Origin of the sequence: Pantoea sp. FN0305 (genome assembly GCF_050113845.1) — a bacterium.
GTDB classification, from domain to species: Bacteria; Pseudomonadota; Gammaproteobacteria; order Enterobacterales; family Enterobacteriaceae; genus Mixta; species Mixta alhagi.
Map to the genome: position 1 here is coordinate 181,035 of NZ_JBNJSN010000006.1, position 20,727 is coordinate 201,761.

The 20,727-nt window shown below is 47.6% G+C and carries 16 protein-coding genes; all 16 read right to left on the reverse strand.

Annotated features, from left to right (window positions below; genetic code table 11):
• Nucleotides 1-4 precede the first annotated feature (4 nt).
• Complete coding sequence (locus tag ACQE3Y_RS13735; RefSeq protein ID WP_426981893.1) at nt 5-613, reverse strand: helix-turn-helix transcriptional regulator; 609 nt, start codon at nt 611-613, stop codon at nt 5-7.
• Nucleotides 614-1,720: 1,107 nt separating this feature from the next.
• Nucleotides 1,721-2,242, reverse strand: a complete 522-nt coding sequence (locus ACQE3Y_RS13740) for a type VI secretion system baseplate subunit TssE (RefSeq protein WP_426981894.1) — start codon at nt 2,240-2,242, stop codon at nt 1,721-1,723.
• A complete protein-coding gene (locus ACQE3Y_RS13745; RefSeq protein ID WP_426981895.1) occupies nt 2,199-2,996 on the reverse strand; it encodes a type VI secretion system accessory protein TagJ in 798 nt (265 codons plus the stop codon). The genes ACQE3Y_RS13740 and ACQE3Y_RS13745 overlap by 44 nt, the downstream gene beginning before the upstream one ends.
• Before the next feature lie 17 nt (nt 2,997-3,013).
• On the reverse strand, nt 3,014-3,856 hold the full coding sequence (locus ACQE3Y_RS13750) for a TagK domain-containing protein (protein WP_426973219.1): 843 nt from the start codon (nt 3,854-3,856) through the stop codon (nt 3,014-3,016).
• A gap of 4 nt (nt 3,857-3,860) precedes the next feature.
• Complete coding sequence (locus tag ACQE3Y_RS13755) at nt 3,861-4,124, reverse strand: PAAR domain-containing protein (protein WP_426973218.1); 264 nt, start codon at nt 4,122-4,124, stop codon at nt 3,861-3,863.
• A 68-nt stretch (nt 4,125-4,192) separates the two neighbouring features.
• Nucleotides 4,193-6,793: a type VI secretion system Vgr family protein gene (locus tag ACQE3Y_RS13760; RefSeq protein ID WP_426981896.1), complete on the reverse strand. Its 2,601-nt coding sequence runs from the start codon at nt 6,791-6,793 to the stop codon at nt 4,193-4,195.
• Between the two features lie 27 nt (nt 6,794-6,820).
• Nucleotides 6,821-7,510 (reverse strand): T6SS protein Cts1T, encoded by a 690-nt coding sequence (locus ACQE3Y_RS13765; protein WP_426973214.1) that lies wholly within the window; start codon nt 7,508-7,510, stop codon nt 6,821-6,823.
• 28 nt (nt 7,511-7,538) lie between these two features.
• A complete protein-coding gene (gene tssM / locus ACQE3Y_RS13770) occupies nt 7,539-11,336 on the reverse strand; it encodes a type VI secretion system membrane subunit TssM (RefSeq protein ID WP_426981897.1) in 3,798 nt (1,265 codons plus the stop codon).
• Nucleotides 11,337-11,383: 47 nt separating this feature from the next.
• Nucleotides 11,384-12,751: a type VI secretion system protein TssL, long form gene (gene tssL, locus ACQE3Y_RS13775; protein ID WP_426981899.1), complete on the reverse strand. Its 1,368-nt coding sequence runs from the start codon at nt 12,749-12,751 to the stop codon at nt 11,384-11,386.
• Complete coding sequence (gene tssK, locus ACQE3Y_RS13780) at nt 12,751-14,097, reverse strand: type VI secretion system baseplate subunit TssK (RefSeq protein WP_426973208.1); 1,347 nt, start codon at nt 14,095-14,097, stop codon at nt 12,751-12,753. Before tssK ends, tssL begins: the two co-directional genes overlap by 1 nt.
• A gap of 2 nt (nt 14,098-14,099) precedes the next feature.
• Nucleotides 14,100-14,585: a type VI secretion system lipoprotein TssJ gene (gene tssJ / locus ACQE3Y_RS13785; protein WP_426981900.1), complete on the reverse strand. Its 486-nt coding sequence runs from the start codon at nt 14,583-14,585 to the stop codon at nt 14,100-14,102.
• A gap of 153 nt (nt 14,586-14,738) precedes the next feature.
• Nucleotides 14,739-15,224 carry an Hcp family type VI secretion system effector gene (locus tag ACQE3Y_RS13790; RefSeq protein WP_426973206.1) on the reverse strand — a complete coding sequence of 162 codons (486 nt, stop codon included), beginning with the start codon at nt 15,222-15,224 and terminating at the stop codon, nt 14,739-14,741.
• 186 nt (nt 15,225-15,410) lie between these two features.
• Entirely contained in the window at nt 15,411-16,910 is a 1,500-nt protein-coding gene (gene tssC, locus ACQE3Y_RS13795) for a type VI secretion system contractile sheath large subunit (protein WP_426973205.1), read from the reverse strand.
• 15 nt (nt 16,911-16,925) lie between these two features.
• On the reverse strand, nt 16,926-17,453 hold the full coding sequence (tssB, locus tag ACQE3Y_RS13800; RefSeq protein WP_426973203.1) for a type VI secretion system contractile sheath small subunit: 528 nt from the start codon (nt 17,451-17,453) through the stop codon (nt 16,926-16,928).
• An 89-nt stretch (nt 17,454-17,542) separates the two neighbouring features.
• Nucleotides 17,543-18,130, reverse strand: coding sequence for a fimbrial protein (locus ACQE3Y_RS13805; RefSeq protein ID WP_426981901.1), 588 nt, complete (start codon nt 18,128-18,130; stop codon nt 17,543-17,545).
• Nucleotides 18,121-20,688, reverse strand: coding sequence for a fimbria/pilus outer membrane usher protein (locus ACQE3Y_RS13810; protein WP_426973199.1), 2,568 nt, complete (start codon nt 20,686-20,688; stop codon nt 18,121-18,123). The genes ACQE3Y_RS13805 and ACQE3Y_RS13810 overlap by 10 nt, the downstream gene beginning before the upstream one ends.
• Between the last annotated feature and the right edge of the window lie 39 nt (nt 20,689-20,727).

Sequence of the window (20,727 nt, forward strand, 5' to 3'; positions counted from 1 at the left end):
TCAGCTACAGGCAAAGCGTATTTCTTTCATCCCGACGGCAATTTGCAATAAATGAGGCATATCGGTAAAATTCCGCCCGATTAACCGCTCCCATCTTGCGGCTGGCATTACGGTAATGAGTACTGATTGTTTTCCGTGAACGATTCAGAATTCTTGATATGTCCGTGCTGTCGTAACCCCGTCCAACCAAAATCATTACATCATTTTCAGTATCTGAAAGCTGAGCATATTTTTTTAAGCCAAAATTCCAGTACGCCTCTTCCCTGTTGACCAACACGTTATAATCGGCTCTGGCTATTGAAAGTATTTTGCCGATCTTTATGGAAATTTCATCCAGGGTCAGGTTTTTGGTTATAAATGGAACGTGAATTGTCATCCCTTCATCCCCTCTCCGGCCTGATCCATGGCTAGTGCAGATACTTCTTTGATTAAAAATCCGAATCGTCACCATGTCATCGCGGAAAATAATATCCGCAATATCATGGTTTTTTTCTTGTGATGGCAATAAAAAAAGAACTTCCTCTTTATGGACATCGGTGCACTGGTTGAAAATTAAGGCGCTCAATCCTGACATCAGGTAAAAGTTTGAATCCATCAATAATATATTCAACATACATCACATCCATGCGTTGTAATTTCAACCCACTTACAATTACTCAAGTACAGCGAACACCAGACAGTGCAAACAAAACAAACGAACAGAAATGGCTTACTAAGCCAGGCCATTCAGGCGCAACCTGTTTGGGTCACAATATAATGGTCTTTTAAACGCTACCCTCCCGCATCATGGTGCACCATCTATATTAAAATAGTTAAGACAGACTACAGATCAGACAGAAAGATACCTATTGAATTAAATAAACCAGAGACATAAATTACATGGAGATAGACAGAGAAAAATCATAAGAAAAGGCTCAAAATTCCTCTTCACACTCACTACCTGACATCCTGTCCAATAGTCCTCTGTTTACATTTGGCATAGAAAGTAATAGAAAATATCAGAAAAAATAAAACCCCGAAAATTACAGTCTATAAAATAAGCAACATTCAGATTGCGACAGTTCTTTTATTAACAGTACAAATTGTCACTATGTCATCGCTAAAAATGACACACGCAATATCACGTTTTTTTCCTCTAATGACAATAAAAAATAACCTGCCCTTTACGATCATCAGCGAACTGGTTAAAGATTAAGAAAATTAATCCTGATATCTGATAAAAGTTTCAATCCATCAATAGTATATTTAACATACATCACACCCATACATCGTGATTTCCATACACTTGCAATTACTCCATGCACAGCAAAAGCCAGCCAGCAAAAAAATGAACGATCAGAAGCGATGTATAACAGACGGAGGAGAATTATAATAAAACAGATAAAGAAAGACTATAAGAAAAGGCTTAAAATACATTTTTGTTTTTACTCTCACTACCTGGAATTTTATCCAACGGTTCTCCTTTTACATCTTATATATATATAACGATAAAATATATCTAAAAAAATAACTATATATTAAATTATAACCAATAAAATAAACAACAAGCATATAATTAGTTAAAAATTTTTAAGGGTGTATTCCGAAAAAATTTCTTTCGGAATATAACCCCTCCTTAAAATATAATTTAGAGCCATTTTGGGATAAATAATCAAGAAAAATCTTAATGGTATTCCCCAAAAATCAGAAATAGTCTGTTAAAAGAGAAAATAAAAAATAATCACAGCAGTTTCAGATCTACTTTTTCGGACTCAAAGTCATAATGACCATTCATACATAGATCAATGGGTCTGGGTTGCCAATAAATCATCGCTCTGATTTCAAAAAGAACCACAGCATGCCGGGCCAGCCCATCTTTGTCCTGTAAAGAGCGAACAAGAAACGTCTCAGGAATTATCCGAGGCTCAAAACGTAAAATTGCATCACGAATAGTTTTCTCTATTACATTCCAGTTACGATGATTCTCCATGTTACCGATCAAAGGCGAAACGCCATAATTGAGTACCGACTCCATAACTAACTTATGTTGGCGTTCATTCAGTGTATCCTCAATATTAGTATGGTTAATCAGATCGGTAATATCCTTTTGAACAATGCTGCGCATCTTTCTGATATCAATTGATCTGACACGATCGTGAGGACTTCTGGGCTCATCATCCTGAAGACGCTCCAGTAAGATGGGAAGATATTGTCGCTTATTATCCGAAAACAATTTCGCCAACTTCCATAATTGAGTGCTCACTGATATCGGTAATGACAACTTTCCTACCGCTCCCTGTAGAAAGTACTTCAGACCATTGCTGCCACTCCGTTTTTAATCCTAATTTATTATCCTGGGGATCTGCGTTTTCCACGGGATAACGTGCCGGGATATAACCGGAGTATGTTTCACCATCTGCATTTATCGTTGCAGGCAGCCATAGTAAATCCAGAAGATCTTCAGGTTTGGATACGCTCAATTGTTGGATGGAAGAGTAAGGCAGCCAACGGTATCCGCCTGCACAAATAAACTCACATATCGGACCAAGACGACCATCACTGTCGGCTATCCATGAAAAGTTCCCTAAGGTGTCGCTTTTCCCGGCGCTTTCGGGTGCCAGGCCAAACGCTTCTTCCCGCAATATAACTGCCTGCTCGGTGTTGCCCTGATAATGCTCCGCGTTCGCTTCATGTAATTTCAACATCCACGCCGGCATATCATCCTGCAAGGTTGTGGCCAGACGCCCGCCGGTTAATACCTGTTGACGCTGCATTTCACTGAATACCAGGTTTTTGTAGAGTTCAGTCTGTGTTTTCAATCCATCATCTATCAGAGCCAGCGTTTGTAGCTGCAGTAACGCTTTATCCCAGGCACCATCAACACAATAGAGTTTGAACAGTATTTCTCGTGCTTTCAGATCCTGGGGCTGCGATTTAACTTGCTCCAGTATCTGTTTCTGCAGCTCATTCAACGATGAAGTTTTGAGCATTTGAGTAAGAGATGTAAAATTTTGCATAGTATCGATTCCTTCGATTAATAATAAGTGTCCAGACCCACTTTATAGAAGTCCTGAAATACCAGTTCAGGGACCTGATATCTGCTTTTCGCAACAATGTGTTCAGGAGACAAAGAGCGAAGCAGATCGGATTTCTCTTCTTCCCCGAAAAGTTCATCCCACTGTTCACCCTGCTCCAGCTCCGGCCATACTTTCTCCATCAGAAAAGTTCTGTCGACAACACATTCAGTCAGCGTTTTGTCTTTGAGCTGCTCTCTAATTCTTTCAAAACGATAGTCCTTTTTAAAAATGTGATTAGTCTGATGAGAAGTTCCGTCAAAGCAACCGCTATCCTGCTCCTGCCAGATCAGAAATCGCTTATATTCTAATTCCAGCATTTTCAGAATATCGTCGCCTTTATTCTGAGCGAGTATGACGTCATTGAAATAGCGCAGATCATTAACGTAACTCCCGCCGTTAGGAAGAATGTTTTCAACCTCAGGAAGTTTATCACTCGTCTGCCAAACGCCATTGGGATAAATGAGCCGAAAGAACGACTGATCATCGATCTCGTCATTGCCCTCGCCGACTATAACTAACTTGAAGTGCCCGACCTGAATTTTGCTTGCCTCACGCAACGGATGAACACTTCCGTATGACACCTCAATACCATCCAGATAACAGACATGACTCGCGCACAAACTCAGCATTACGGGCCTGGCCATGCGCCAGTAGAAAATAACGGCATCATGACCCAAATGACTATTATGATCGTTAAAGTTTCCATTGACCGCATCAAACGTGACAGCATTGTCAGCAGTCAGATTTCTGGAAATACTCATCGCTTCCCGCGACGCGGGCCATTCAAATTGAATATTCACGACATCAGCCTATATAAACATTAGCAGACCCCGACACAACAACGGCACCGCAACCCGTGACATCACCAAGGCGAGCTGCCGGTAAACCATTAATAAAAACCGTGACAGCCCCTGTCGCGACTGGCGCGGCTCCGTGTCCCAGCGCGCAGGGTGCTACGCTTGCTCCGGCAACTGCGGCGGGCAGGCCATTAATATAGACATTTCCAGATCCAGAACATAACGCACCACCATGCGAGGTGGCATCACCTACTCGTCCTGCGTTTTGCATTATTAATTCTCCTTGTTGGAATAATATGGCGAGGGCGCAAGCGACTCGCCACTAAGTTCAATAAACAATTAAGGTTCGATGGTTTCACTCCCGGTCGGCGTCTCGGTCGGCGTCTCGGTCGGCGTCTCGGTCGGCATCACGGTCGGCATCACGGTCGGCATCACGGTCGGCATCACGGTTGGCGTCACGGTCGGCGTCACGGTCGGCGTCACGGTTGGCGTCACGGTCGGCGTTTCGGTCGGCGTCTCCGTTGGCGTCACGGTCGGCGTCACGGTCGGCGTCACGGTTGGCGTCACGGTCGGCGTCTCGGTCGGCGTCTCGGTCGGCGTCACGGTCGGCGTCACGGTCGGCGTCACGGTCGGCGTCACGGTCGGCGTCACGGTTGGCGTCACGGTCGGCGTCACGGTTGGCGTCACGGTTGGCGTCACGGTCGGCGACACGGTTGGCGTCACGGTCGGCGTCACGGTCGGCGTCACGGTTGGCGTCACGGTCGGCGTCACGGTTGGCGTCACGGTCGGCGACACGGTCGGCGTTGGTGTTGGTATAGGCGGTAATGGGATAATTACGCCAAACAGCGCGGAAACGGCCGGTAATCCCGGTAAACCTATCATCCCGCCACCACCGCCACCGCCACCGCCGCCGCCGCCATCAGAGTTATCACCGGGATTAATATCAACTTGTCCTCCCTGGATAACCACCTGACTGGAACCGATGATTTTTATTTTTTTAGCCGCAATAACCAACTCGCCCCCCGCTGTGAGTGTCATTGCGCCGCCTGCTACCATGGTGCTCGCGCCGCCTACGGCAAGGGAGTGATAGCCTCCCACATTCACCTGATGAGCGCCGCCAACGGAAAGCGAGTGATATCCTCCGACGGCAGTCATAAAGGCGCCGCCGACATTGATCCCTTTCGCTCCTATAACATTGTCGTCCTGATTTCCACCAACCTGAATCGCCAACGCAGCGCCAATCATAGCGCTGCTATTACCGACAACATCAGACTTATAGTCCCCGCCAACAAACAGATTGCGCGACTGGCCAACATTGACGTCAGAGTTCATACCAATGGTCTGTACTTCGTTTTGCTTAGTCAGACGGGACATATCCCGTTCAGCCTGCTCCCAGTAATGCTCCTGCCCCGGTTTATCTTCGTAACGAATGCCATTGTAGTTACTGAGCCCGCCGCCAACGGTACGAGTGATAAGCCCGCTTTGTGTCGCGTTAGCTGGCAAATCCCACGGCGGCATCGTCACGTTGTTATAAAGGCTGCCTGTGATTAAGGGTCTGTCTGGATCGCCATTAATAAAGTCGACAATCACTTCGTGACCAATACGAGGAATATAGATCCCGCCAAATTTATTCCCTGCCCATGCCTGGCTGACGCGCAGCCAGCAGGAATCAGATTCACGATTCTTACCGTAGCGATCCCAAAGAAAACGGACTTTGACGCGGCCATATTTATCTGTCCAAATTTCCTCACCCGGAGGCCCAACGACGATTGCTGTCTGTGGGCCACTGGTTTTTGGTTTTGCTACCGTCACCGGATGTCGGTAAATCTTGGTCATTGGATGAACGGTAAAATCACAGCTGTAGCGAAATTCATCCTGTGAAGAAAGCTGATTAATTTCCTCCACCAACAGATGACTGCGCATTATCATATATTCACGATTAGCTTTTTCTACGGGGTAATTCACGAGTTCAAAACTGCAACCACAGGCTATACCACGCAACTCGCCAGAACCTTCGCAGCGCGAACCTAACGCTCCACGTTCTTCCATCCGCACCCGTGCCAGATGCTCACCGACAGCAGGTTGCTCGTAATCTCCTGGCCAGTGAAAAATCTCCATCTGGTTAAAACTGGTCTTCCGCGGTTTACTGTCGAGCGCCATAATATCGGCTCGGGATTTAGTAAAGTCATAATCATTTGTTACCCACTTTCCAGAGGTAATCGTTTCCTGTAAATGGAATTGGTTGATGTATTCTTCATCCATCTTCGGATTGTCGGAAGCATATTGAATAACGTGGTAGGCTTCGCTTGGGAAACGCTTATGCGCACCGACATTATCAACCAGAATTAGCTTGTGACTTTTTTCACTGTGTTCAAAGAACCAGTAAATCCCCCACTCTTCCATCAGTCGTTCAATAAAAGCGAAGTCCGTCTCGCCATACTGCACCTGAAAATCAAGCAGTGGATAGCTTCCTGACAGTCGTTTCTCAAAGGGGAAGTTATAATCGCCTAATACCTCATCGATAATATTTACCACCGATTTCTGCTGAAATATTTTAAAGTCGGTAGTTAATTCCGCAAGATGAAGCCAGGGCCGCAGGATAATTTCATAAAGCGCCTGGTAGCCATCGCGACCAATATATCGCGCTCTTTGCACTATACCGGATATTTCACGGATACCTTTGCCAATGCCAGTAAAATCCCCAAGCCCATTACCATCAAGCTCAATTTCAACAGTCATCTCTTTGCCGATTAATGACTTCAAATCAACATTCGACGCCTCCTGCCAGGGAATAAGCGGATTAGAAGGTGTCCTGACAGTAATCAGGTAAGAATAGAGCGAAGAAAGCGATTCTTCACCATCCAGCTTTGAAATTATCAACGCTGGCTCTCCAAGCAGCAGTGGCATCGCCGGGCTACTTAATTTAATGGTTCGTGACATACGATCACCTGATGCGTTGTGAGTAGCTTAAAATGATGCGTCAGGCAATTTAGCCTCAGCGCGCTGTAACGGAATTCTCCGCGAATCTAATATTTTCCCGTGTCGGCTTTGCCGCCAAATCCAGATGCCTGCATCCTGTTGAATACAGTCAGGCCAGTTTTTCCACGGCATAATCTCGACACCATCGTTATTTCGAATGCAATAGTCTTCCTGCGATCCCTCCCTGAGTAACACCTGAGATTGATTTTTAAATTGCCAGGCTGGTGTCAGCACCCTTTCCCACCAGGGGGAATAACTTCGTCCGAGCGCCCTCACCCATTGCCATAACAGCTGCCAGTCTTTTTTCACCAGATCATTTTTCCGTGCCATGTTTAAAATTCTTGAAGCCCAGAATGTCAGAGGAAATTCAACATGCATATTTTTTTGCAACCATGAATAAGAGACCGGGCTATAAACAACAACAAGTAATTTTTTCCCTTGCTTATCCGGCAGTACCATAAACGCGCCGACGCAGGAATGCCTTTGTCGAAGTGAGGCAGCGGAAATAACAAAGCACCATGGATAATGTTCCGGTAAATATTTATCAAGTATTGAGGATCCGATGCTTGGCAGTATTTGCTGCGTAATAATCGAGCGCACTTCGCGCTGCGTTTTACTCAACCTGCGAAACTGACCTGCACACGATTCATCGACAAGTAAACACAGGCGTATCGACATAGTTCCCTCTATATATAGTCGCCACTTTTTAATAATCGCTGGGGCAGCGGAAATTTTTCAACAGTTCCATTACAGGCCGGTCTTTATAAGTTAACCCCGTGACTTCGATATTTGCCCGTCGTGAATCTAAATCAAATACCAGCTGCATATCGTCGGAATGGTTCGCCACAATATCACTGGCGCTGTCTATCCAGCGAAACAGGGACCACGGGCCGGTAAACATTAACGATGAATTTCCTGACGCAACACGCGGCGTGGCATTAAGCGTCACTCTTGAGGTCATACGCGACGCAGGCCAAATAACCGAAACTGGAGAAACAGGCCAGTGCGCATAATTCACCTGCTTACCGTCGAAATTCATATTCAACTGCGTAATTTCTGGCGCTAAATAAGGCACCGAGATATCAAAAGTGAGCGAAAAACGACGCCCTCCTTCGTCCTGAAAAAAAGCATTTCGAATTTCCGCCGCTCTTTCGAACATATCCAGGGTGTTTGCGCTATCCGCCACATCGCCTTTGTAGCCCCATGGTCGTGATGAGGTATCCACGATGTTCGTCAGATGAGTTTTAAAGTACTCATCCACCAGCCCGCCAGAGGCAAAGAAACGTTCGAAATCAGCGAGCTTCGCCTCTCGCTGGCTATTCGCAAAGGGATAGCGCCCCTGCAAAGTAGCACGACATACCCGGCCAAGTTTCTCATCAATATCTCGATTACTTCTGACAACAGCCCCCTCACTCGCCCGATGCCACACGCCTTCCAGTAACGGCACAATCAAGTTTGGCAGCGGGTCGGGCCAGGTTTGCGATTCTGCACTTAGCTGACGCATGGAATCAGAAAGTGCCATCGCATTGCCATTTTTCAGCGCATCGTTATAGATAACGAACAACGTGTATTGCTCACTGAGCGCACCCATCAGCTTGCTCAGCTCCGCGCCGCCCCCCATTGCAGAGGCTCCGCCCGCCGACTCGCGGGCTCCGGTCACAAACTCACGCAGCGGAGCAAAATGATTATCTACCCGTTCCTGAAGCAACTTCTTTTCCATCGCCGCATAGGCCAGATTTACTTTGGCGGCCGCATTTAAGATTTGCCCCTTGTTGCTGACATTATCGAGCAGCGATTTATTCTCTTTACTAATCAGCGTGGTTTCGCTGACTGCGCGGGTAATGAAGTTAACCAACGGCGAGTCCGATGCGCTCAACTGTCGCAGCATATAGATATCCGCCGTCATACCTGTATGACCATAGTCTAAAGACAACGCATGCATTTTGATGCGGATATTGCCCAGAAAATCCTGCCAGTGCCGCGTATACTCATCCAAATAGAGCGTCAGGATCTGTTGTTGTACGGGGTTAACCAAGGCGCCGCTGTTAGTCATTTTGACCTGCATAACGGGCGCGACTGCATTGTCAGGTTCCGTTTTACCCAACACCCAGGCATCCTCACGAACCAGCGGAATCAGGTTAGGACCCATTTTTTTTTTAAACGCCTCGTAATAACCGGCATGGGTAAAAAGACCGGGGATAACCGTTGTTCCATTTTCGTCGAGCGGCGAAAATAACTCTCCGCCGCGTGATTTAGCCATCGCACTTAACGTCAAATCAGCAGGCACATCCTGCGCCACCGAGTCTTTAATACGTTCGTACAAACGGCTGGCCAGATCCTTACGTTCGAGCATGGCTCGAGCGTACTTCACTAATCCTTCATCCGGCTCCTGCCCGAAGCGTCGCCACTCAGGAGAATCAAAAAGATTATTCAGGTGTGAGATAAAAATTCGACGCTCTTCGTAGGGCTGAAGCTTATTCGTCATTTCCCACAAATGGGTAATACTGGCGATCATGTACTGCTTATCGAATTCACCCTGGCCGTATACCTGCAAATAAATTTTCAATTGACGATAAATTTGTTCGGAATTACCGTTATCAATCGTCTCCTGAAGCGCCAGAGCAACCTGGTGTTCAATCTGCGGCAATAATAGTCGTTGCAGGAAAAACTGATATAACGAATCAGAAGCCCTGGCAACTTCGTCACCGGTATAAAGGCCGTAGCGCCAATTGAGCGGCGGATTGAATATATCCAGCGAGCGATATTCCGGAAGGTATTGCGAAAGCGTAAGCAGGCGCGGCAACAAGTTGTCCGCTGTGGTATCGGCAAAACGTTTTACTTCGCCACCCAGCGTACTGACTTTCGTATCCACAGCGTCCAGATAATCGTTGTTATACTGGTAACTATTCCAGAAACCGTTCAGTAGTATGAAAGCCAGCAAAATAGAGAACGTATGCCCCAAAAAACGCTGCAGGCGATATTTCGATTCATTCGCCAGGTTATACCGCGCCAGCCCCAGATCTTTGACGATCACTTCGCTAAACAGCTGTTTGAGGAAATACTGACGACCGTACGACACGTTATTGATTAAAAAATTACTCTCTTCCGGCTGGGCAGTTAACGAAGCCACCGCCGTTGGCGTTTTGCCCTCAACGTAGTTTGACCATTTATGTATGATGCTCTGGTTATTCAGCAGACTTAATCCTACAGGCTGATGACTGCTGGAAAAATAGATACCGCGCAACAGAGTATAGCTTTGCGTTTCATCGTAGCGGGAAGCAAAAAAGATATTGTGAACAACCTCGGCTACCCGCTCTGACAACAGAAGGAAATCCTGCGGCAGTGCATACATCTTCTTGCGATCGCGGTTGTCATACTCTTCCTGCAGGCGAACGATCATGTCCCGCTCAATACGATCCTCAAGCAAAGAAAATTCTTCTTTTATCTGATCGTTCAGTTCGCCGACTGACGCCGTTCTGGCATCGCCATAGGGAAAAGTTACTCCCCAGACCTGCTCGCGTTCCTGCTCAGTTAAAATCCTGAAATACTCAGCAAACCCCGGCAGTTGGTCCAGCTTGGTCACCATGACATACACAGGGAAACGTACGCCCAGCGTCTGGCGCAGTTCATCCACTCTGGCACGCAGGCTTGCCGCCAGTTCAAACAGCTCAGCCTGGCTTCGCCCCAGCACATCAGCGGCAGTAAATGTCACTACCGCTCCGTTTAACGCTTTCACAGGCCGATATTTTTTCAGGGCTTTGAGTATTGCGTGCCATTCGTTGATATTTGCTTCCGGCTCGCTAACGTATTTCCCGGAGGTATCAACATAGACCGCGTCATTAGTAAACCAGCATTCGCAGTTACGTGTTTGCTGCGCCGGTTTTCCAACCTGATTCAGTTGCTCGGGCAACGGGAAGTTCTGCCCTGCCCCCAGAATTGCAGAAGTCTTACCTGCACCTTGTGTACCGAGAACCATATACCACGGCAAAAGATCCAGGGGCTTACGCGCTAAAATTACACGCTGAAAGAAAGAGAGATTGCTGCAACTTTTATTCACATAATCTATAGCGCTGGCAATAACCGCAGAGATTTCGGACGTATCGCTTTCCGCAGCAGGGGTCTTGCGGCGGGCAAACTTATCCAACAGCGCCGGATTATCTTTTAACGCCAGCAGAAGCAACCACAGGCCATACAGTAGTGCACCGGCCAAAAAAATCGCAATAATCGCTAGCCTGACGCTCACCGGCGCCAGTGGATGGTTTTCACCCGCAAGCAGGAACGGGCCAAAGACCCAAACCATCACGCACAGCGTTGCGGTTATCGCGATAAATAGTGGCCAGCGTAACCAGAAAATAACCAGACACAGCACGGCCAGCAGGATAAAAACTATGCGCGATTCAACACTCTGTAACGGACGAGAATCGCCAAAACCAAAAAAGGGTCCAAGAAACCAGATAGCAGCGATTAATAACCCGATACAACATACAATCAGCAGCGTTTTCAAAAATCGTGCCGCAAAGATTCTATTAAAATAAGGCATTGTTGTTCTCGTTAATACGTGACAAAAAACTCTACGCGGCGATTCTTCGCCCGTCCCTGAGCAGTATCATTAGATGCCAGCGGCTGACTGCTGCCCGCCCCTTCGACTTTTACTTTGTCCTCTGGCAGGCCTGCGGCAACAAAATAGCGAGCCACTTCTGCTGCACGTTTTTGCGACAGTACGATGTTATTGGGCAATTCCGGACGATGAATAGGCGTAGCATCGGTATGGCCAACAATCAGTACTTCACCATTCACGCGGCGAACTTCGTGGGCGACACGTTTAATTATCTCCGCCATCTCTGGTTGCACCGAGGTGGAGCCGGAGAGGAACAACGAATCTCCTTTGAATACCACTTTGCTTTGCTTCTGGGTTTCATCAACGCTGAGCAGTTGTTTCTTGATTTCATTGCGTAGCAAGACAGCCAGTCTGAGACGTATTTTGAGCTGTGGTGTGGTGACTTTGATATTGTGCATGGCGTAGATCTCACTGGTGATACCGTCGAGGCGTTTCAATAGCGAGTACTTAAACCAGATAAAAGTAGATGCAATCAGCACGCCCGCGCACAGGGCTGTCAGCCGAACCGGGATGATGTTTTTTTCACGTAACACCGGACCTGGAGGCTGTAGCCCATGCGGTGATAAGATCGATTGCGTGGTATTGCGCGTACTTTGAATCAGCGTCAGTAAACGTTGACGAATTTTGGTCAGCTGTCGATCGCCGTCTTCAATAATGCTGTAGCGCCCCTCAAAACCAAGGCCGAGAATGCGTAACAGCACCTCCAGCACGTCAGCGAACTCATTGGGATTCATCGATAGACGCCCAATCAACAGGAAGAATTTATTTCCGCCGTCGTTGTCCCCTTCAAAGTAGTTCAACAGGTTGCTCTGTGACCAGCCAGCCTCAAGGCCCCACGGTGTTGCGTGAGCGGCTTCATCAAGCGCGGTACAAAGGCAATAGCGAACAATAGCCATTTTTTTCCAGGGGATATTGACCTCATCGCAGACAATGCTGAAAAGATTAATCTGGCTTTTGAGCATGTTTTTCAGGAGTTCAACTTGGGAAATGTCGCTAATCTGTTCAGGCATATCACTCAGTGCGCGCAACAAAGGCTGAGCGGCTTCCAGTAATGAGTTCCTGGCGGCTTTTATCTTTAATACACGTTGCTGTACGCTTTCGCTTCGCAGGGAGCGGTCATCTTTAAATGGCTGCTGGTGCATACCGGCCATATCGCTACGACTGATGGGCGCTGCTTCAGAATCCTGAATCCAGTCGCCCTGATCATCCAGCAGAAATTTCCCCATCGCCTGCGGCGAAGCATTCTCGTCGTGAACATTCTCTGAAGCATTCGCTCCCTGCGGGTTGATATCGTCTTTCATCAGCTCCGGATACCCCAAAGTTCCATTTTCAGGCCCGGGAAGTCACCGGCAACATGTAACGCCAGCGCTCCGGTCGTCGAGATTTTGTCCCAAAAAGGGCCGCTTTTAAGCAGTTCGTAATAGACATAACCTGTGCTGTAAGGGATCTGGCGCGGCGGTACCGGCAGTCCCTGCAATACCAACCCCGGCAAGTGCGAGCGAACCAGTTCATGGAGTTGTTGCGGAGCGCTGATTTTGGTCTGAGCCTGGAACTGCTGGTGCAGGACATCCATTGGCAGCTGAGCATGCACCGCCAGCACCAGGTTTGAGAACGACTGCAGTTCATTGGGCAGAACCGAAGCGGACCAGACGCCATTACCCTTAGCGTGCAGGTCGATAAGCTGCCCAGCCCGTACCAGGATCTGGTTCAGCAAATCATGAACGTCATCCACCAGCGGGCGAATTGAGGGATACAGCCTGGCGTGGTCATAGCCGGGTGCCGTTTTCGGACGACGCGTTTTGGTACGGACAAATGTTGAAAGCTCACCCGCCAGTTTTGCCAGTTCTTCATACAAAACGATCGGCGGCATTTCAGGAATATGCCGTAAATGGTCCAGAATCGGCTCATATTTATTGAAAATTTGTAGCAGCAGATAGTCCACGACTTCCGCGCTGGCGCTGGCTTTGCCATCCGAGGTAGAGAGGCGATTCGCCAGCATCTCAGCACGCATTTTTACAAGGCCGTTAAGGTGCGTCAGCCACTCTCTGAGCAGCAGGCTTGCGGCATATCCGGTCACAGGCGGGATATAATCATCCGTATGCAAGAGTATGCTGCCGTCCGGCTGAATAGCCTTTACCCGGGCCAGGGGTAGACCGATCCATGATTCTGTCATCTCAGTTTCCGAAACCAACTTCAGCCGAAGCATTGCCAGTTGAACTGGCTTCGGCCCCTGGCGAATAGCATTGGTATCGCATAGCTCCGCTTCCTGGGCGCGGAAACGCGCCAGTGAACTGGCATCGTGCTGGTTAAAGATGGTTTCATCGCTGTTATCAAGACGCAGCGGAACCGCCAGATAAAGCATCTTGCCAAGATGTTCAGGCAGAATAGTCAGCGGTTCCGGTAAGTCGGCGTGGTCGGGTACGTCAAACGGTGTGCCGTCCGGCAGAACGCCGCGGGCGGTACGGAGTACAAGTTTGCCGTAAGTCAGCGCTTCGTGGTCGATTTCGTACTGCGAGAATCCCCAGAAAAATGGACTCAATGTCGATGCTCGCTTGTGTGCGTAATACTCAAAGTAACGTTCTTGCTGCTGAAAAAGCTGAGGGCGCAGGAACAATCCTTCGCTCCAGACGACTTTATTTGTTCTCATGGTTAATCCACTTTTTTAATTGTCATTGCTGTTTTATGAAAGTGCGCATTCAACTCAAGCGAATCGTCGCTAAAGACTTTTTCCCACCACGATGTCTTCTTTGGTAAATCCCACGTAGCTAACCAGATCGAATCGTTGAGATTGCGATATGCGCTAATAAACCCAAGGGTTCGCGTATCGTTATTGAGATTAATAAAAATACTGCGTGCTTCCCCTGGTTGTAATATCGCTTCATAGATTTTTGATGAAGCGGCCAACAAAGGTTTGCTGCTACCATCAGTAATTTCAAAAAAATCAGCGTTACTGAAAACATCCGTTTCCTTGATGTTATAAATAAAAATACTTAGCGGGGCCGGATGTCCACTGGCGTTCGGGTTAATATCTTTGTCTGCAATTAGATTTATTTTTATTTCACCGGCTGCTGTTTTTCTCTCATTATTGCTGCTACAGGAAACCAGAACCACTGCCAACATAATTGCTGCCAGCATCTGTAGCATTCTCGGCCGATATTGGTTGATGTCTGTTCTGCAAAACATATCCCTGACCACGCTATTTTTTCATAATATGAAACGGTTTGTTCGATATAGCTGATGAGAATTTTGCCGCCGAAGCGGCAAAATTCATTGCTTACCAGGGCAGGATTAACTGCGCTGGTTAGCTTTAACGTCGTAACTTGTAGAAATAACGCCGGATTTAGCGCCTTCAGCATTCTGCATGACATAGTCCTGAGTAACTTTGGTAAACGCAAAGGTTACTCGCTCACGCGGACGCGTTTCATCTGCACTGGAGCCTGCGGTTTCCACTCGAGTAATAATGACATCGGTGAATTTAATGGTCAGGTATTCCAGAGGGTCGCCACCCGCTTTACGCATAACAAATTGAACTTCCTTGATATGCTTACCAGACAAGCAGTAGCTCAGAAGGTTGGTACTGGCTTTATCAACGTAATGCTCAAAGCAGAAATCTTCAACGGTCGCTTTACCAGAACCGCCGCCAGAGCCACTGTGCATATTAGCATGCTGACTGCTGGCCCAATACCATGAAAGCACTTCGATTTCATTTTTATGGGTAGCATCCAGAGATTCGCCTTCGATGCCATCGATTTTAATAAACATATCTTGAGCCATAATATTTCCTTTTTTCAGCTCTCATTGGATAAAGTTACACAATGTGTAACAGCAAGTTTTCGCCAGGAATATAACTTATTTAATAAAAAAATTAATTCCTGACTTTTCACGGAGCGCAGTAATCCCCGACGCATCCGCATCTTTAAAGAATAATGACGTGATTATTCTTTGGTTTAATTGCCCATATCAGGCAACATTTTTCAGCGAAGGTAATTTCGCGACCATACGTAAAGAAACGGTCAGCCCCTCCAGTTGGAAATGTGGACGCAGGAAGAATTTCGCCTGGTAATAACCCGGATTACCTTCAACATCTTCCACTACCACTTCCGCTGCCGCCAGTGGGCGACGCGCTTTGGTTTCCTGAGAAGAGTTAGCAGGGTCTCCATCCACATAATTCATTATCCAGTTGTTCAGCCATCGCTGCATATCTTCACGCTCTTTAAAAGAGCCAATTTTATCGCGCACGATACACTTCAGATAATGTGCAAAGCGTGAACAAGCGAACAGGTATGGTAAACGGGCAGACAGATTGGCGTTTGCCGTGGCGTCCGGATCGTAGTACTCAGCTGGCTTTTGCAGCGATTGCGCACCAATGAACGCCGCATAATCCGTATTTTTACGATGCACCAGCGGAATAAAACCATTTTTCGCCAGTTCGGACTCACGACGGTCAGAAATTGCGATCTCTGTCGGACACTTCATATCCACGCCGCCGTCATCAGTCGGGAAAGTGTGGCAAGGGAGATTTTCCACCACGCCGCCACTTTCAACGCCGCGAATCATGGTGCACCAGCCATAATGCTTGAACGAACGGTTAATATTTACTGCCATCGCATACGCGGCATTCGCCCAGGCGTATTTGTTATGATCGGCACCGTCAGTGGTCTCCTCAAAGTTAAAATCATCCACCGGGTTGGTATTGATGCCATATGGCAGGCGAGCAAGGAAACGCGGCATCGCCAGGCCGATATAACGGGAATCTTCAGACTGACGCAACGAGTTCCATGCCGCATACTCCAGGTTTTGGGTGAAGATTTTCGTCAGATCGCGAGGATTAGCCAGTTCCTGCCAGGAATCCATCTGCATCACGGACGGCGCAGCTCCGGTAATAAATGGCATGTGAGCGGAAGCCGCGACTTTGCCAATAGACGAGAGCAGATCCACATCCGGCGCGCTATGATCGAAATAGTAATCCGCAACAAGGCATCCATAAGGCTCGCCGCCGAGTTGACCATATTCTTCTTCATAAATTTGCTTAAACAGCGGACTCTGATCCCAGGCGATGCCTTTATAACGCTTCATGCAGCGACGCAGATCATCTTTGGAGATATCCATAAAGCGCAGCTTCAGCTTTTCATCAGTCTCTGTGTTGTTGACCAGATAGTGCAGACCGCGCCACGCACTTTCCAGACGCTGAAACTCTTCGTGATGCAGAATCAGGTTAATTTGCTCGGAAAGCTTAAGATCGATCTCTGCGATAATTGCTGCGATGTTCTTATACGCATCGTCAGCCATGGTGATCGACGTGGTTAACGCCTGTTCCGCCAGGGTTTTAACCGCAAGTTCAACCGCCGTTTTCGCCTGTTCGGATTTCGGCTTAAACTCACGGGTTAATAGCGTATTGAAATCGCTATGCGACGCTTCCTTCGTGGCTGTCTGTTTTGAAGTTTCTACTTGGGTAGCCATAGTTCTCTCTCTACATCAATTTTTTTGGGACGTGGCTTCATCAGCCTGTTTCGGCTTCGGCGCCGAAGCCAACGTATTCAGCAGCGATTTGTCATTCAGTACTTTCATGACCAGATTTTCCGCACCAGCTTTACCATCCATATAGGTCTGGAGGTTAGCCAGTTGAGTACGGGCCTCCAGCATCTGTGCTAAAGAATCGACTTTGCGCGCAATAGCGTCTGGAGAAAAATCATCCATACTTTCAAAAGTCATATCGACCATTAGCTGACCTTCTCCTGTTAGCGTGTTTGGTACTGCAAATGCCACGCGAGGACGCATCGCTTTCATACGCTCATCAAAGTTATCGATATCGATGCTAAGGAATTTTCTGTCGGCAATCGGCGGCAATGGCTCTAACGGTTTACCCGACAGATCGGCCAGAACCCCCATTACAAATGGCAGTTCAATTTTCTTTTCACTGCCATAAATTTCCACGTCGTACTCAATTTGTACGCGCGGAGCACGATTACGTGCGATAAATTTCTGCGAATTGCTTTTGCTCATAGTAGTCAATACTCTTCAATAACCGTTCATGGATAAATTGTTGTTCGTTTGATGGTTAACTTAAAATAATCAGCCAGCCCAACCTCCCTTTATTTATAAACAAGCTCGACGCCTGCTATCGCATAAACCTTCCCGGCAGTTACCACCGCGTCCCCATTTGCATAATAGCTCGCTGTAAATCTGTGGCTTATTGGATCAGCCGCAGAAGAAATAATATAATCCTGTCCTGAAGCGGCATCATCAATAATAACCTGCGAACTATTTTCCTTTCTTAATCTGATCTGCACATTGTCGCTATATGTTAATCCGGTACGGTTCACTAAATTACCTGTTTTATTATCCGCCGCAGTGACGCTGCTATCGAAGAAAAGAGTCACTGTGTGGCTTGCGGGGCAATTCTTTAGCGTAATATCAAACGGTACGCTGCCAGCTTCACTGCCATTATTTTGCAGCGATGCGGTTGAGATTCGGGGTAACGTTATTATCTCATTACTGCTGTCATTATTTATCACAACTTCGCAGGTTTCATCTATATAGATCCCGGTAAAATTTAAATCTATCGAGCAATTGGTTAAACATGCCCGGGCCGAGAAAATGAATATACCGCTGACCAGGGTTGCATATAACAAGTTGCGAAGATATTTATAGTTCTCAGTGGTGATGGTAATTAGTGACATAACACTCCTACCTGAGTAACAAGTCCCATTGCTTCCATAATTTTCCGGGTAACAGTAGCATTAGAATAAATAGTGCAGAGGCGCTGACCGGAGGCGTTTTTAACATACAGGTTATTTTTCTCCGCCTGCCATCCCCGAATAAACGCCATACCACCCTGGCCAATAATACCAAGACTGTTATTGCGTTCATCGTAGATATCAGAGCCAATCGGTAACGGTTTACCCTTCGAATCTTTGATAATTAACACGACAGGTTCGCCCACCTGTGTTTTTACATTGACCTTAACCGCCGCGCCCATGCGAGGAATAACAGAGCTTTCGCTCTCCAGAATGTCAACTGTGTCCGGAAGGCCCTGTGTGTTTACCGCAATGGTATTCTTACGATATGGCGTCAGCGACGGCACGATGGCATAACCATTGGCATCAATTTGCGAGCCATAACCATTCAACATCCTGGCACCTTCGGCACCTGGCGCTTCCACTAACGCAAAGGGATAATCCCCCAATCGCGGCCCGGCGGTGATGCCGCCGTTGTGCGCCACTACACTGCCGTTTGCCGAAAACGATAACTGGCTCGATTTGTTCCCCACCGATGCTGTCGAACCAAACTGCCCGACCGGCGAGCTATAATTGACGTTACCGTTAAAGGTGCTGTGCGCTACGTTATTCTTCGCGTTGCTCACTGAGGTAGCAACGCCATAGCTCAGCTCATTTTGCTCACCCTGGCTGCCAATAGCGTTAACCTGTAACGTGCTGCGACCATCGTTATCATGATAGACGGTGGAATACATCGTGTTAAAAACCGGTTTATCTATCATATTGCTGCGGCCAAGAGGTGCGCTGATAGAAAACATAACGCTGTTTACATTGTGCCCATTGCTGTTATAGGCGCGCGAAGCGGAAAGCGACCACGAAAAATAGCGCTCGGATTTGCTATAGGAGAGCATATATTGGCTGGTCGCCGAACGATCTTTCCAGTACTGGTAAAAATTACCGGAAAAATTCACTCTTCCGCCATTCCAGAGCGGCTGACCTACGCTGACGGTAAAGCGCTGGCGGGTCCGATAGTCCACCATATAATCATCGATTCTTGTGCCGTAGCGCTCCAGCATTGCATCCCTCAAACTGTAAAATCCCTTAGAGGAATAACGCCAGGCGGCAAGCGTGACATCTGTCGAGGTTGTATCCAAATACTTACTGAAACTAATGTTGTAACTGTTTCCTGAGGAGGATTTACCCTTCTCCAGTTCGCTATACGCACGGATAACATCTATCGATAAGCCACCTAACGGTGTGTTGAAAGCGTTACCCATTCCAGCGGCGGTGTAATTTTCGGAAAACTGACCACCGCCGTATAGCGTGTACATATTACCCAAACCATACTGCCAGAAGAGCTGCGCCAGGCTCGGCTTTTCAGACAACGGTTTGTCCTGCACTTTACCCACGGCAACGCCAAAACGAAAAACACCATCATGCAGCAACATGGGCGGCGCCGAGAAAGGCACAATCTGCGTTCGCTGGCGGCCATCCGCCTCGATAATTGTTGCCTGCAAGTCGCCGCCATAGCCCATCGCACCAATATCGCTCAGTTCAAATGGCCCCGCCGGAACGGTGGTTTCATAAAGGATCCTCCCACGCTGCGTGACCTGAACCCTGGCATTCGTTTCAGCGATGCCGCGTACCAGCGGAGTATAATAACGAAGCCCGTCTGGCAGCATACGATCGTCTGACTGCAACTGAATGCCGCGTACGAGCAGGCTGTCGAAGAGATCGCCGTTGGTTGTGCTGTCGCCCAGGGTCAACTGACTTTTCAGCGCCGTAACATCCCGCTGAAGATAAGTAAGGAAAGACTCTGTATGCTTTGAGCCAACGCTGCTCCAGTTAGTATTAAGCCGTTTACGCAAACGCCAGTCGTAAAAGTTTAACCCGGCCATCATTGTAAGGTTGCCATTGACCGAGCGGCCCTCATTACTGACAAAGCTGCCTGAGTTCTGCTGGACATAAAAGTTACCGTTATAGTCGAACAACGCTGCTGTTACGCCTGAATCCCAGGAGTTGGGATCGGTATAACCGCGCGGATACCGTACAAGCCAGGCTTGGGGAATCGTCAGGTCAAGGTAAAAATCTCCGACCGTATAGTTAGCCCCGGCACCCGCAATCCATTTATCGATCGTGGCGCATTGAATATATTCTTCTTTATTTTGATCTTGCTGTTCAGGTGCCGTCGATAATGGTTCGACGGAATACTTTATACCCAGGCTGGTCAATTCATCCTTCGTAAAGCAGGGTTGTGCGCTAATACTATTCTCTATTGATCTGAACAACACCTTGTGCTGCCCACGGCTTTCTCCGTTAACGGAAACCTGTACCACATACTCGCCAACAGGCGTTGGATTGCCCTTATAGAATCGGGAAACATCCACACTCTGCCCATGAATAAAAGCACTGTTGAATTTTACAATTTTTGCACGTATGTCCGGGTCCGTCTTGGCAGGTAAAGCATTGGCGCTGCCGTAAGCGAATATCGAAAATCTCGCGATTAAAACTAAAGAAGCCATGAAGGTACGTCGGATAGCATACGTAATCTTCGATTCGCG